The sequence below is a fragment of the Allobosea sp. GW823-FHT02B03 genome (assembly GCF_058797755.1).
In genome coordinates, this window is the sequence record NZ_JBXAJY010000001.1 from 699,886 (window position 1) to 713,698 (window position 13,813).

11 protein-coding genes are annotated in these 13,813 nt (G+C 68.2%); 4 read left to right on the plus strand and 7 right to left on the minus strand.

Annotated elements, in window-relative coordinates:
• Positions 1-5 precede the first annotated feature (5 nt).
• The 5 genes from AC1REK_RS03265 to AC1REK_RS03285 all read right to left on the minus strand — a co-directional run bounded on the left by AC1REK_RS03265 (position 6) and on the right by AC1REK_RS03285 (position 5,324).
• Positions 6-980, minus strand: coding sequence for a Bug family tripartite tricarboxylate transporter substrate binding protein (locus AC1REK_RS03265; RefSeq protein ID WP_492267208.1), 975 nt, complete (start codon positions 978-980; stop codon positions 6-8).
• Between the two features lie 53 nt (positions 981-1,033).
• A complete protein-coding gene (locus AC1REK_RS03270) occupies positions 1,034-2,428 on the minus strand; it encodes a hypothetical protein (RefSeq protein ID WP_492267207.1) in 1,395 nt (464 codons plus the stop codon).
• Positions 2,425-3,144, minus strand: a complete 720-nt coding sequence (locus AC1REK_RS03275) for a GntR family transcriptional regulator (protein WP_492267206.1) — start codon at positions 3,142-3,144, stop codon at positions 2,425-2,427. Before AC1REK_RS03275 ends, AC1REK_RS03270 begins: the two co-directional genes overlap by 4 nt.
• A gap of 193 nt (positions 3,145-3,337) precedes the next feature.
• Positions 3,338-4,240, minus strand: a complete 903-nt coding sequence (locus tag AC1REK_RS03280; RefSeq protein WP_316017308.1) for a LysR family transcriptional regulator — start codon at positions 4,238-4,240, stop codon at positions 3,338-3,340.
• A 103-nt stretch (positions 4,241-4,343) separates the two neighbouring features.
• The gene (locus AC1REK_RS03285) at positions 4,344-5,324 is read right to left on the minus strand and encodes an L-threonylcarbamoyladenylate synthase (RefSeq protein WP_492267205.1); all 981 of its coding nucleotides are present in this window, start codon (positions 5,322-5,324) and stop codon (positions 4,344-4,346) included.
• A 167-nt stretch (positions 5,325-5,491) separates the two neighbouring features.
• Here AC1REK_RS03285 and AC1REK_RS03290 point away from each other — a divergent pair, with 167 nt between their 5' ends.
• Positions 5,492-7,267 (plus strand): acyl-CoA dehydrogenase family protein, encoded by a 1,776-nt coding sequence (locus tag AC1REK_RS03290; protein ID WP_492267204.1) that lies wholly within the window; start codon positions 5,492-5,494, stop codon positions 7,265-7,267.
• Positions 7,268-7,284: 17 nt separating this feature from the next.
• On the opposite strand, the gene AC1REK_RS03295 is transcribed toward AC1REK_RS03290, so the two are convergent.
• Positions 7,285-8,082, minus strand: coding sequence for a class I SAM-dependent methyltransferase (locus AC1REK_RS03295; protein ID WP_492267203.1), 798 nt, complete (start codon positions 8,080-8,082; stop codon positions 7,285-7,287).
• Positions 8,083-8,336: 254 nt separating this feature from the next.
• Between AC1REK_RS03295 and AC1REK_RS03300 the strand changes: the two genes are divergently transcribed.
• Both AC1REK_RS03300 and AC1REK_RS03305 read left to right on the plus strand, forming a co-directional pair.
• Entirely contained in the window at positions 8,337-9,182 is an 846-nt protein-coding gene (locus tag AC1REK_RS03300) for an SDR family NAD(P)-dependent oxidoreductase (RefSeq protein ID WP_492267202.1), read from the plus strand.
• Between the two features lie 17 nt (positions 9,183-9,199).
• Positions 9,200-10,060 carry an SDR family oxidoreductase gene (locus AC1REK_RS03305; protein WP_492267201.1) on the plus strand — a complete coding sequence of 287 codons (861 nt, stop codon included), beginning with the start codon at positions 9,200-9,202 and terminating at the stop codon, positions 10,058-10,060.
• Positions 10,061-10,072: 12 nt separating this feature from the next.
• On the opposite strand, the gene AC1REK_RS03310 is transcribed toward AC1REK_RS03305, so the two are convergent.
• Entirely contained in the window at positions 10,073-12,574 is a 2,502-nt protein-coding gene (locus AC1REK_RS03310) for a methyl-accepting chemotaxis protein (protein ID WP_492267200.1), read from the minus strand.
• 211 nt (positions 12,575-12,785) lie between these two features.
• On the opposite strand from AC1REK_RS03310, the gene AC1REK_RS03315 reads away from it, so the two are divergent.
• On the plus strand, positions 12,786-13,775 hold the full coding sequence (locus AC1REK_RS03315) for a magnesium transporter CorA family protein (RefSeq protein ID WP_327522390.1): 990 nt from the start codon (positions 12,786-12,788) through the stop codon (positions 13,773-13,775).
• Positions 13,776-13,813 lie beyond the last annotated feature (38 nt).

A 13,813-nucleotide genomic window follows, 5' to 3' on the forward strand; every position in this document is an offset into this window, starting at 1 on the left:
CGCTCTCAATCCAGCTTGATGTTGGCCTTCTCGATCACCGGCGCCCATTTCTTCAGTTCGCCGTCGAGGAAGGCCTTGAACTCCTGCGGCGTCATGCCGAGCGCGATGATCTTCGCCGCGGCGAGCTTCTCGCGCACCTCCGGCGTCGCGAGGATCTCCCGCACGTCACGCGAGATCTTCTCGACGATCGCCGGCGGCGTCTTGGCCGGGGCGGCGAGGCCGTGCCAGGCGGTGACGTCGAAGCCGGGCAGGAATTCGCTCAGCGCCGGCAGGTCGGGCGCGAATTCGGCGCGCTTCGGGATCGAGATGGCGAGCGCCCTGAGCTTGCCGGCCTCGACATAGGGCCAGGCGACGGCGGCGCCGTCGAGCGCGACCTCGATCTGCCCCGAGAGCAGATCGACCATCATCGGCCCGGAGCCGCGATAGGGGACATGGGCGAGCTTGGTGCCGGTCTCCTGCTGGAACAGCTCCATGCCGACATGCAGCGAGGTGCCGATGCCCGACGAGCCGAAATTGAACTTGTTCGGATTCTGCTTCAGCAGCGCGATGAACTCCGGCACGGTCTTGGCCGGCACCTTCTCCGGGTTCACCACCAGCACGTTCGGCGTGATCGCGAGCTGCGAGATCGGCGCGAAATCGCGTTCGGGATCGAAGGGCAGCCGCTCCTTGTAAAGCGCCTTGTTGAGGCCGTGGCTGCTCGCATTGATCAGGCCGATCGTGTAGCCGTCAGGCGTCGCGCGGGCGAGCGCCGCGACGCCGATATTGCTGCCGCCACCCCCCATGTTTTCGATGACGACGCCCTGGCCCCAGCGCGCCTGCAGCCGCTCGGCGACGAGCCTTGCGATCATGTCCGAGGCGCCGCCGGCTGCGAAGGGCACGATCATCCGCACCGGCCGCGTCGGATAGGTTTCCTGTGCGGCGACGGCAAGCGTCGAGGCGAGGACGAGCGCGGCGGCCAGCCCTGATTTGAACGACCACATGGTTTTCTCCCTCCCTTGACGTGGCCCCTCGTCTCGGGGGCGCTGGATCGGTGCTAGCTTCCGGCCCGCCAGATGGCGCCGAGCCGGGCGATCTTCTCGTCCGACAGGTAGCCGTAGCGGTTGATGTGCAGGTGGCGGCACGGGCTTTCGAGCACGGCGCGGAAGCGGCGCTCGACATCGTCGGGCGGTCCGTAGCCGTGGACGATGGTCGAGAAGCGGGACTGGCGCAGCTCTGCGGCGGCGGTTGCGACGCTCCGGCGCAGGCCGGCATCGTCGGCCGGATGCGCCTCCTCGGGTTCGGGATAGCGCAATGCCTCGTGCGTCGGCGCGTTGCCATTGAGGTCGAACCAGCGATGGACGCTTGCGAAGACGCGGTCGGGGTCGGCGCCGGTGAGCTGCGCCAGCCGTTCGACATAGCTGCGTTCGATCATCGGCCAGTGCATCGTGTAGTGCTTGACCGCGACCTCGTCGGCGACGCCGTCGAGGCCGACGAAGTCGAAGCCGGAAAGCCGGTTCAGCGGCGGCGGGAAGGCCTGCATCACGACCCCGACGCGCCCGCCCGAGACCTCCCGGACGATCGCAGTCAGCTCCCTGACATAGTCGCCGACGATCGCGGCACGATAGGCGATGAGGTCTGCGGCCCAGGTGCCGCCAGCGAGAAGCGCGCCGAGGTCGACGGCGTCCGGAGCGGCGGCGAAGCGCGCTGAGAGTTCGCGTAGTCCCTCGATTGCCCGTGCGCGGACCGCCTCGACATCATGGCCGAGTTCCTGGCCGCGCTTCACCGCGGCGGGACAAAAATCGAAGAGCAGGCTGTCGAGCGCATAGGGCGGATATTCCGGCCAGTCGAAGCGCAGCGCGTCGCAGTTTGGGTAGTTCGCCAAGAGGTCGGTGACGAGGGCGCGCATGTAGCGGCGCAGCCCCTGGCTGGCGAGGCTGAGATTGGCGTCGACGCGGCCGGGGACCGGCCGGCCGAAGATCGTCAGCGGCTGCTCCTCGGCGCTGTCGTCGTCGCGGCACTGCACGCGCAGGCCGGGCGGGGCGGCGGCCATGAGCTGGAGTTGCACTTCCATGCCGGCGCGCGTTGCCCCGGCGAGCAGGCTGGCGACGGTACCGCCCTGGCGATCGGTCAGCTCATCCGGCAGTGGCGGCGGGTAGGGGCTGTCGCGATAGAGCGCCGGATTCGGCCGGAAGCTCGTCGCGGTTTTCATCCACAGTGCCTTGTCGCCCCACAGCGGGCGATCGAGCGTGCGGCCAAGGCCTGCGCCGGCGTCGGCCGGCGGCTCGCGCACGCCTGTTCCTTCCGGGCAGCGTTCCGCCACCGAGGGCGTGGTGCAGAGCACGGTGCAGCCCAGGCGCTCGACGATGTTCTCCAGAACGGCGTCGACGCCCTCTGACTGGGCGAAATCGGGCATGATGGTGATGCCCAGCGATGGCTGCTCGGTTGTCATTCGGCTCGGATGTACGGGTGCTTGCGGTCGGCGATGCGGCTGAGGAAGCGGCCATGCGCGTCGATATGCGCCGCCATCGCTGAGCGGGCGGCTTCCGGCGTACCGGCTTCGATGCCGGCGAGGACGAGGCGGTGCTGCTCCAGCGCATCGCCGAGCGCGCCGCGTTCCGCGATCCTGAGATGGTGGACGCGCTGGAGATGGGTTCGTGCCCGGCTGACGCTCTGCCACATCTGGCTGAGCTTCTGCGTGACGAACAGGGCGTGGTGAAACGCCTCGTCGCAAGCATAGGCCCGTGCTGCGTCACCGGCCGCCACCGCCTGCGCATGCCGGGCGAGGATCTCGGACATCTCGCGCAGCAGCTCGGGGTCGGCCTTCGCCGCGGCCCGCGCCGCCGCCTCGCCCTCGAGCAGGCGGCGGATGGTGATCGCCTCGGCAATGGCCTGCGGGTCGATCAGCGAAACGAAGGTGCCGAGATTGGGGAAGACGTCGAGCAACTGCTCTTCACTGAGCCGGGCGAACGCCTCCCGTACCGGGGTGCGGCTGATCGAGCAGGCTTCGGCGACGTCTCCCTCGGAAAGGGCGGTGCCGGGCGCGATGGCGAGCGAGACGATCGCCTCGCGCAGCCCGCGATAGACCTGCTCGGGCGCCCGCAGCGTGCGGTCGATCGCGAAGGCCGGCAATTGCGGGGCGCGCGTGGCGCGTGAAGGTCTGGGCATCTCGCATTCCTGAATACTGGAATACCGGTATACAGGTTTTGATCGCGTGGCAATGCGTGAAGTGGAGGGCTGTTGCCGCTAGTCTGCCTGGGAGGCAGCTCGCGGACACCTGCTTGCTGGGAAGGGATGTGCTGGCCGCGATGGCGCGCGTCGACGCGCATGTCCTTGTAGGTGCGCCGGTAAGACGCCTGCGTCAGGCCGTGCCTTCCAGCAGCGCGCGGCGCTTTGCGAGTTCGCTGCCGCAGAAATCCATGAAGGCCCGGACCCGTGGTGCATGGCGGATGTCGGGATGGGTCAGGATCCATAGCCCGGTGGTGAATTCGGGGCGCGGCGGCAGCAGCCGCACCAGCCCGGGCCGCTGGTCGGCGATGAAGCAGGGCAGGGGGCCGATGCCGATGCCTTGCTCGACCGCTTCGGTCAGCCCGAGGACGGCGGAGGAGCGCAGCGCGATGCGTTCCGGCTCGACATGGTCGCGGACGTAGCGGGCCGCCTTCACATAGCCGAGATGGTCTCCGAGCGTGACCCAGACGCGCCGGAACAGGGCACTAGGGTCGGCCTGCTCGGCCGCGGTGGCGGGTGCGTCGGCGCGGGCGTAGACGGCCCAGTTCAGATCGGCGAGCCGGCGCCCGATCAGCGTCTCGCCGGGCGAGTCGCTGGCTCGGATCGCGACGTCGGCGTCGCGGCGCGACAGGTTGAGGGTCTGGCTGGCGATAACGACGTCGAGCCGAATCAGCGGATGGGCGGCGCGGAACGCCGCGAAGATCGGCAACAGCATGTGCAGATAGAGCGTGTCTGTCGTCGTCACCCGGACTTCGCCGGAAGGGGCAAGGTCACGCCCGGCGAGGCGCCGGCCGAAGGCGGTGACGTCGTCGTCGATGCGCGAGGCCAGCGCCGCCATCTCCTCGCCGGCCGAGGTCGGGACATAGCCGGTCTTGCGGCGCTCGAAGAGCGCGTGGCCGAGCTGATCCTCGATCTGGCCGAGGCGCCGGAACACGGTCGAATGGTTGACTTCGAGGGCGACCGCAGCCCCGGTCAGCCCGCCGGCATCGGCTATCGCCTTGATCAGGCGGAAATCGTCCCAGGCTAGCTTCGGCATCGTGGTCGGGGGTCCCCGGAACGGTCCGGGCAGCATCGCGAAATCTTGCGCGATTGCAAGCTGGGCTCGGCGAGGCTGGCGGATCGCGCGCGCCGCTGTCGGGTCAGCGCGGAGCGGCGGCCCGGCCGAGACGGTTGTTGATGGCTTCGCCGAGCCCCTGCATCGGAACGGGGGCGACGGCGATCGTGGTCGCGCCGGCTTCGTCGAGCTGGCGCAGGGCGGCGAAGAGATTGGCGGCCGCTTCGCTCAGGTCGCCCTTTGGGCTGAGATTGAGCGAGAGTGGCGGCAGGGCGTGGCCTTCCGGTTCCGGCCCGAAGCCGAGCCAGGCCTCACCCGGCAGCGGCGCTGACGCGTCCAGCCTGACGGCGGCGTCCGGCGCATAATGCGAGGCCAGCAGACCGGGTGAGATCGGCGCGGCGCCCTGCGCCGCATCGGCAATGACGAGTTCCCGCCCGATCGCCGCTTCCAATGCCGCGCGCGGCACGCCGCCGGGGCGCAGCAGCTTCGGTGCGCCGCCGAGGCAGGCGACGATGCTCGATTCCAGGCCGATCTCGGTCGGGCCGGCTTCGAGCACGGCGTCGATGCGACCATCGAGGTCGACCAGCACGTGGTCCGGCAGGGTCGGGCTCACCCGCCCGGAGCGGTTGGCCGAAGGGGCGGCAATCGGCCGGCCGGCTGCGGCAAGGACCGCATGCGCGACCGGGTGCGAAGGCACCCTGAGCGCCACCGAGCCGAGCCCGGCGCGGGCGAGGTCACTGACTGTGCAGTCCGGGGAAACCGGCACGATCAGGGTCAGCGGCCCCGGCCAGAACGCTTTTGCCAGCGCGAGTGCCGAGGCGTCGAACAGGCCCTCGCGCCTCGCTGCTGCGGTATCGGGCAGGTGCGAGATCAGCGGGTTGAAGCTCGGCCGCTCCTTGGCCCCATAGATCGACGCGACGGCGCGGCCGTCGGTCGCGTCGGCGGCGAGGCCGTAGACCGTCTCGGTCGGCAGGGCGACCAGCTTGCCGGCGCGAAGCAGCCGTGCCGCCTCGGCGATACCGGCCACGTCGGCCTGAAGGCGCTGCGTCTGGCGGAGTTCGGTCACGATCGCTCTTGAATGTTTATATGTGAACTATAACAATGCCGGATCGTCTGCGCAGGGACGCACCGGCTTGCGCGTTGGCGGAGGGCATAGTTCGCCGCTAACATCGCCGTCAAACGCAACGCTGCAAAAATCGCCCCGCGGAGTCGGTCGGCGTGGAGGAGAGGCTCATGTCGTATCGTGCTCCGGTCGAGGATATCCTGGCCACCATGCGCCATGTCGCCGGGCTTGACGCCCTGCTGGCCGATGGCCTCGCGCCCGAGCTGGAGGACGGTCTCACCGAGGCAGTGCTCGAGGAAGCCGCGAAATTCGCCGGCGATGTCCTCGCGCCGTTGAATGTGGTCGGCGACAAGCACGGCTCGACCCTGAAGGACGGTGTCGTCACCACCCCGCCAGGCTGGAAGGAAGCCTACCATGCCTGGGCCCAGGGCGGCTGGAACGCTTTGCCGGGGCCGGAGGCCTATGGCGGCCAGGGCCTGCCGACGCTGGTGCAGTCCGCCTGCACCGAAATGTGGAATTCGGCCGCCTTCGCCTTCGCGCTCGGCCCGTTGCTCACTGTCGGCGCGATCGAGGCGGTGCATGCCCATGGCTCCGAGCATCTCAAGGAGACCTATCTCGCCAAGCTCGTCTCCGGCGAGTGGATGGGCACGATGAACCTGACCGAGCCGCAGGCCGGTTCGGATCTCAACGCCTTGCGCTGCAAGGCGGAGCGCGTCGGTGACGGCACCTATCGCATCACCGGCCAGAAGATCTTCATCACCTATGGCGAGCACGAGATGACGGACAACATCGTCCACCTCGTCCTCGCCCGCCTGCCGGACGCACCGGCCGGGACGCGCGGCATCTCGCTCTTCCTCGTGCCGAAATACCTGGTCAATGCCGATGGCTCGCTCGGCGAGCGCAATGATGTCCGTTGCACCGGTGTCGAGCACAAGCTCGGCATCCACGCCTCGCCGACCTGCGCGATGAGCTACGGCGACAATGGCGGCGCGATCGGCTGGCTGATCGGCGAGGAGAACCGTGGCCTCGCCTGCATGTTCACGATGATGAACAATGCCCGCCTCAACGTCGCCGTGCAGGGCGTCGCCATCGCCGAGCGCGCCTATCAGCAGGCGCTCGCCTTCGCCCATGAGCGCAAGCAGGGCACGGCGCTCGATGCGCCCAAGGGTGCGCCGATGAGCCCGATCATCGTCCATCCCGATATCCGCCGCATGCTGATGGAGATGCGCGCCAAGACGCAGGCGGCGCGCACGCTTTCGCTGCTGCTGGCCGCGACGCTCGACCGTTCGCATCGCGAGGCCGACGAAGCCAAGCGCAAGGCTGCTGCCGAGCGCGCCGCGATCATCACACCGGTCGCCAAGGCCTACGCCACCAATATCGGCGTCGAGGTCGCCTCGACCGGCGTCCAGATCCATGGCGGCATGGGGTATGTCGAGGAGACCGGCGCCGCCCAGCATCTGCGCGATGCCCGGATCGCCACGATCTACGAAGGCACCAACGGCATCCAGGCGATCGACCTCGTGCTGCGCAAGCTGCCCCTTTCCAATGGCGAGGCGGTCAAGGCGCTGATCGGCGAGATGCGCGGCGTGGTCGAGCAGGTGCGCGAGGCCAACACGCCGGGCTTCGGCCACACGGCGGCGCGGCTCGGGGCCGCCGTCGACTCGCTCGAGCGTGCGACGCAGTGGATGCTCCAGACGATGGGCAACGACCAGGCGAGCGCGCTCGCCGGCGCGACGCCTTATCTCAAGCTCTTCGCGCTGGCCCAGGGCGGCACCGGCCTCGCCAGGAAGGCGCTCGGGCTGCGCGGCGAGGAGACCGGTGCGGCTGCACTGGCGACGGCCCGCTTCTTCGCAGAGCACAACGTCGCCGAGGCGCCGGGGCTGGAGCTCGCGGTGACCGAGGGCGCCGGGGCGGTGGCGGATTCGGCGGCGGTCTTCGCGGCGTGACGCAGGCGCGCGCCCCGCTAGATGGCCGGGGCCGCCTTGCGGACGCGCATGTGCAGGAACAGCGGCGCGACGAGCGTGTCGTCGAGATAGGGCAGGGCGCGCGCCGTCTCGGCATCGACCGAGGGCTCGTGCATCATCTCGATGGCAAGGCCCGTCGCGACAATCACGTTCACCCAGTCGCTCAGCGTGCGGTGGAAGCGCGGCACCCTGAACGGCTCGACGCTGGCCTTCTCGTGCTCGGGCGTGGCGCCGAAGCGCCAGCTCTCGATCTCGCCGTCGGTGGGCCGGAAATAGTCGCGGACCTCGATGGCGAGGACCTTGCGGTTCTCGTCGCGCACGACCTTGCGGTGCGGGGTCGCGAAGCAGGGATGCAGGATCGAGAACTGCAGGAAGCCGCCGGGCTTCAGCACACGCATCGTCTCGGCCAGAACCTTGTCCTGATGCGGCATATCCATCAGCGACATGAAGGCGGTGGCGAAGTCGAAGCTGCCATCAGCGAAGGGCAGGGCCATGCCGTCGGCGAGCCGGTAAGTTATGCCGATAGGTGCCTCGGCCTCCGCCTCCTGCGCGTGGCGAATGAAGGTCGGCGCGATGTCGATCCCGGTCATGCGGGCGCCGGCCTCAGCCAGCTTGCGCGTGTTCGAGCCCTCGCCGCAGCCGACGTCGAGCCCGTCGAGGCCGGCGATATCGGGCAGGTTGGCGAAGAAGGCCGGGGTGTTCTGGGCGTCCCGGTAAAGGTCGTAGCCGGCCCGCGCATGGCGGGTCCAGGTTTCGGCATTGGCCTCCCAGCAGGCGGCAACTTCGCTCGCGTCCATGGCTCACCTCGTCGTTCGGGGGAGGGGGCTTCTAGAGGATTTCGGTTTGGCGCGAAACCACGCGGTCATTTCGGAGCGCCACGCAGTGGCGCCCGTCATGCTCGCCCTCGTGGCGAGCATCCACGTCTTGAACACCGCATGCGACAAGTGAAGGCGTGGATGGTCGAGACAAGCCCGACCATGACGGAATGGCCGGTGCTCATGGCTTCCGAGCATAAGCCTGCGGTCTGCTCCGAAGTGATGGAGCAGGTGCGGTGACCGCGGCTCCCCTTGCGAGCAAGATCTGCCTCGTCGCTGGCGCCTCGCGCGGGCTCGGGCGCGGCATTGCCAGAGCACTCGGACAGGCCGGCGCCACGGTGATCTGCACCGGGCGCTCCAGCGAGGCAGGGCCGCGGACCGACCAGCGGCTAGAGACCTTCGAGGACACGGCCCGCGAGGTCGAGGCGGCAGGCGGCAAGGGCCAGCCCTATCGCTGCGACCACACCAATGAGCGCGAGGTCGACCAGCTCGTCGCCTGGTGCTTGCGCCGCTTCGGCCGGCTCGACTGCGTCGTCGACGCGGTCTGGGGCGGCAACGAGGGCTATGATGGCGAGCGCTATCCCGACGGTTCGGCCTTCGGCACGCCGTTCTGGCGCCGCCCGGTCGCCAGGCTCGGCGAGAGCTTCGAGAGCGGTGTCTATGCGCAATTGCTGCTCGCTCGCGCCGTGGCTCCGGCGATGGCGCAGATGCGCCAGGGGCTGATCGTCACGGTGAGCTTCGACACCGCTGGCGACTATCTCGGCGATGTCTTCTACGATCTCGGCAAGACCGCGATGAACCGGCTGAGCTTCGCCATGGCGCAGGAGCTCAAGCCATTCGGCATCACCGCGCTCGGGCTGTCGCCCGGCCATGTGCTCACCGAGCGCGTCCGCGATGCCGGACTTGCCGAGCAGGCGACCGAGACGCCGCTCTATGCCGGTCGCGCGGTTGTCGCGCTGGCTGCCGATCCTGATGTCATGCGCCATGCCGGGCAGATGCTGCACGTCGCTGATCTCGCACGCCTTTACGGCTTCACCGATGCGGACGGCAGGCAGCCGGAACGCTTCACTCTGCAATCATAAGGCTGGAGGAAACCACCATGTCGCTCAAGGGCAAGACGCTTTTCATCACCGGCGGATCGCGCGGCATCGGCCTCGCCATCGCGCTACGGGCGGCGCGCGACGGCGCCAACGTCACCATCGCCGCCAAGACGGCCGAGCCGCATCCCAAGCTCGAAGGCACGATCTATACGGCGGCTGCCGAAATCGAGGCGGCCGGCGGCAAATGCCTGCCCCTGATGGTCGATATCCGCGAGGAGGAGGCGGTGGTCGCGGCGATCGCGAAGACGGCCGAGACCTTCGGTGGCATCGACATCCTCGTGAACAATGCCAGCGCGATCTCGCTGACCAATACGCAGATGACCGAGATGAAGCGCTTCGATCTGATGCACCAGATCAATACGCGCGGCACCTTCATGGTCTCGAAATACGCGATCCCGCATCTGGCGAAGGCTGAGAACCCGCACATCCTGATGCTGTCGCCGCCGCTCGACATGAGCATGCGCTGGTTCGCTCCGCATCTCGCCTACAGCATGGCGAAATACGGCATGAGCCTGTGCGTTCTCGGGCTTGCCGGCGAGCTCGCGCCAAAGGGCATTGCCGTCAACGCGCTCTGGCCGCGCACCACGGTCGCGACCGCGGCGGTCAAGAATCTGCTCGGCGGCGACAAGATGGTGCAGGCGAGCCGTACCCCCGACATGCTGGGCGAGGCCGCCTGGATGGTCTTCAACAAGCCCGCGCGCGAATTCTCCGGCAACTTCCTGATCGACGACAGCTTCATGGCCGGCGAGGGCGTGACAGATTTCACGCCCTACCGCGTCGATCCGTCGGTGCCGCTGATGCCGGATTTCTTCGTCCCGGCCGACAGCAAGCCGCCGCAGGGCGTGAAGGGCGGGATCTGAACCCAGCCGGGCTCAGAACTCTTCCCACTCGAGGTCCCGCGCTCCGCCGTTGGCGACCTTGCGGGCGGGCATCGGCGCGCGCTGCTCCGCGGAAGGCTGGGTGCGCCGAGCCGGTGCGCGCGGGGCGGAGCGGGTTTCGGACATGGCCGCGGCTGCGAGGTTGCGCAGGCGCTCGGGCTCGCTGCTCGCCCTGACATCCCCGCCGCTGATGCGGAAGGCCGCGACGAGCTGGTCGAGGCTGTGGATCTGGTCGGCGAGCGAGGCGGCGGAGGCGGCGCTCTCTTCGGCCAGCGCTGCGTTCGCTTGAGTCATCTCGTCCATATGCGCGACGGTCTGGCTCATCTCCTCGATGCCGTTGGCCTGCTCGCCCGCAGCCGCCGAGATCTCGACGACCGTCGTGGCGACCTGCCGCGAGGCCGAGACGATCTTGTCCAGCGCCGCCCCGGCCGACCGGACCAGCCTCACCCCTTCCTCGATCTCCGTGGTGGAGGACTGGATCAGGGTCGTGATGTCCTTCGAGGCCTCGCCCGAGCGCTGGGCCAGCGTACGGACCTCGGAGGCGACGACGGCAAAGCCCTTGCCGGCATCGCCAGCGCGGGCGGCTTCCACCGCGGCGTTCAGCGCCAGGAGATTGGTCTGGAAGGCGATGCCGTCGATCACAGAGGTGATGTCGGTGATCTTGCGGGAGGCGGCCTCGATCCGCTCCATGGCCGCGACGGCGTCCTGCACGATCATGCCGCCCTGCTGGGCGACGTCCATGGCCTCGTCGGAGGCCGACGCTGCGACCTTCGAGGAGCCGGCGCTCGCCTTGACGGAGGCCGCGAGCTCCTCGGTCGTCGCCGCAGTCTCCTCCAGCGAGGCAGCCTGTTCCTCGGTGCGCTTGGCGAGATCGTCGGCGCCCGCCTTGATCTCACGCGCCGAGGCCGAGACCTGGGACGTCGTCGCCTGGATGCCGCCGATCGTGTCCGAGAGCCGTGCGACCGTTTCGTTGACCGAGTGCTTCAGCTCGGCGAAGCGGCCCTGATAGCTGGTCGCGATCCTGCGGGTTAGGTCGCCCTGCGAAACCGATGCCAGAATGTCGGCGAACTCGGTGGTCGCGCCGTCGACCACGGCGTTGATCTGGTTGATCCCGTCGACCAGCTGCTGCATCTGCGCGTCGGCGCTCTCCAGGCGCAGGCGCGCGCTGAAATCGCCCGCTGCCGCCGCTGCGACGACGGTGCCGACATCGTTGACCACGGCGATCATGGATTCCGTCCGTGCAGCCCGTTCGGCTGCGGCGGCGCGCTCCTGGGCCTCTAGGGCCTGGACGCGCAAGCCGTTCTCCTTGAACACCCGGACCGCGGCAGCCATGCCCCCGATCTCGTCATTGCGGCCGCTGTCGATGATCTCGGCCGAGAAGTCGCCCTGTGCCAGCCGCTTCATCGCGGCGGTCAATGATGTGATCGGACGCGTGACCCGGCTCTGCACCAGCCAGAGTCCGAAGAGCGCGAGCGCGAGCGCCGCCAGCAGGACCAGCCCGTACATGAGGAGCGAGCGCATCGCGGCGTCCGCCTTCGCATCGGCGGCGTCCGACAGGACGTCGATGGCGCGGCTCGCCACGGCGCCGACGGTCTCGGAGGCCGCGACGATCTGGTCGCGCCATTGATCGGGATTGATCGACGGCTTGCGCCCGCCCGTAACATCGGCGACCAGACCGGCCCGGACCGCCTTGAAGGGGCCGCCGAAATAGGTCTCCTCGGCCGTCGCCAACGCATCCTTCAGGGGCTGGGGAGCGGTCGCCTGGCCGATGAGCTGCTTCACCGCCCCCCAGGCGAACTGCAGGCGCGCGTCGTTGACGACGAGGGCATTGCTCTCCTTGGCGTCCAGCGGCCGGCCCTGGGCGATGGCGTCGTTGAGGAGGATCGTCGAGGATCCGCTGAGCGAGCGCGCGGCCCAGGCCATCGAGCGGATCGAAGTGAGGTTGGCGAAGCCGGCGTCGAGCGCGAGGATGCGTTCCTCGAGCGTCGTCGACGCGGCCTCGAGCGCCGCCAGGAACTTGCCGGTCTGGGCCATGCTGGCTCCGACCAGTTCCTTCTCCCGTGCTTCCAGCGGCAACTTCCAGTTGGCGTCGATCCGGGCCCTCAACGGCTTGAGCGCGGCGACATGGCTATCGATCTCGCGCGATACGTTCGTCGCGACGTCATAGCCGTTCTTCCGGACGATCGCCTGCGCCGTGGCGATGGCATCGTCGAGCCGCTTGCGCCGCGTCAGCACGTCCTCGATCATCCCGCCATTCTTGTCGGTCGGCATCGTCATCGCGCTCGAGCCGTTGCCGCGCTCGAAGCGCAGATTCTGGAGCGCTGTGAAATAGGCCGTGTTCAGGTCGGCGAGCGCAGAGACCTCGACGGCCGTGTTGTGCCGCGTCCAGGCTTGCCAGAGCGACTGAGTCGCGAGCGTTACGATTGCCGCACTGGCCAGACCGAGGACGGTCAGGAGCATGGTCTTGATGCTGAGGTTTCGTGCGGCGCTGAGCATGGAGAACTCGTGAGGGGCGGTTGATCTCAGCGGTTTCCCATTTCGCGATTTATTTTATGCTAAACGCGCAGCCGCGCCCGGCGCCCGTCCGGGCAGAATTGCGGCTTGGGATTCCCCCGGGAACGCGTCATCGGTTTGACACCGTCGGAGGTTTGGAGTTGGTGCCGCCAAGGTCGGCGCTCCGGCGCCCGCGTTTCCGGAAAGACCGCCCATGCTGCTGATCCATGGAATCTGCCTGACGCGGGGCGACCGTCTCGTCCACCAGACCCTGGGACCCGACGAGCCGATTCCCGCCGGGGCGATCTGGATCGATCTGCACAACCCGACATCGCCCGAGGACGCCAAGGTCGAGCAGCATCTCGGCATCTCGATCCCGACGCGGGAGGAGATGCACGATCTCGAGCCGTCCGAGATCATCTATGCCGAGAGCGGCGCGCACTACATGACCATGCGGGTGATCTGCCAGTCCGAGACCAATGTCCCGCGGCTCGCCGACGTTACCTTCATCCTGACCGAGCAGGCGCTGGTCACGGTGCGTTATGACCAGCCGGGCGCGTTCAACATCTTCCTCAACCGCGTCGGCAAGCCGGGCGGCTGCAGTCTCGAACCCGCCGGGGTCATCGAAGGGCTGATCGACGCCATCACCGACCGGGCGGCCGAGGTGTTGCGCGGCGTCGGCGACCGCATCGACATGCGCTCGCGCCAGATCTTCGACGGCAACAGCGCCAATGTCGAGCAGGGGCGGGCCTATCAGGCGGTGGTGCGCCGCATCGGCCAATACGAGCACATCATCTCGAATGTCCGCGAGAGCATGGTCTCGGTCGAGCGCGTGCTGCTCTACCTCTCGGCCAACTTCAAGCGCACCAAGAAGGCGGTGAGCGGCTTCACCCCGGAATGGCGCTCTGCGATCCGCGACGTCCAGGCGATCGAGGAACACGCGACCTTCTTGTCGAACAAGCTGCAGTTCATGCTGAACGCGACACTCGGCCTGGTCAGCATCGAGCAGAACAAGATCATCAAGCTGTTCTCGGTCGTCGCGGTGGTCTTCATGCCGCCGACGCTCGTCGCCTCGATCTACGGCATGAATTTCGAGAAGATGCCGGAGTTGAAATGGGATTTCGGCTATCCGATGTCGCTCGGGATCATGGTCGTCGCAGCGATTCTGCCCTATTTCTTCTTCCGCTGGAAAAAGTGGCTTTGAGCCCCTGACCCTCCGGGGCGGGTTCGCTTTTCGGCTTC

What these genes read in the sequence shown, in the direction of transcription:
- AC1REK_RS03270 (WP_492267207.1), bottom strand. Translation starts at nt 2,428, where the DNA reads ATGACAACCGAGCAGCCATCGCTGGGCATCACCATCATGCCCGATTTC.
- AC1REK_RS03295 (WP_492267203.1), bottom strand. Translation starts at nt 8,082, where the DNA reads ATGGACGCGAGCGAAGTTGCCGCCTGCTGGGAGGCCAATGCCGAAACC.
- AC1REK_RS03315 (WP_327522390.1), top strand. Translation starts at nt 12,786, where the DNA reads ATGCTGCTGATCCATGGAATCTGCCTGACGCGGGGCGACCGTCTCGTC.
- AC1REK_RS03290 (WP_492267204.1), top strand. Translation starts at nt 5,492, where the DNA reads ATGTCGTATCGTGCTCCGGTCGAGGATATCCTGGCCACCATGCGCCAT.
- AC1REK_RS03305 (WP_492267201.1), top strand. Translation starts at nt 9,200, where the DNA reads ATGTCGCTCAAGGGCAAGACGCTTTTCATCACCGGCGGATCGCGCGGC.
- AC1REK_RS03265 (WP_492267208.1), bottom strand. Translation starts at nt 980, where the DNA reads ATGTGGTCGTTCAAATCAGGGCTGGCCGCCGCGCTCGTCCTCGCCTCG.
- AC1REK_RS03280 (WP_316017308.1), bottom strand. Translation starts at nt 4,240, where the DNA reads ATGCCGAAGCTAGCCTGGGACGATTTCCGCCTGATCAAGGCGATAGCC.
- AC1REK_RS03275 (WP_492267206.1), bottom strand. Translation starts at nt 3,144, where the DNA reads ATGCCCAGACCTTCACGCGCCACGCGCGCCCCGCAATTGCCGGCCTTC.
- AC1REK_RS03310 (WP_492267200.1), bottom strand. Translation starts at nt 12,574, where the DNA reads ATGCTCAGCGCCGCACGAAACCTCAGCATCAAGACCATGCTCCTGACC.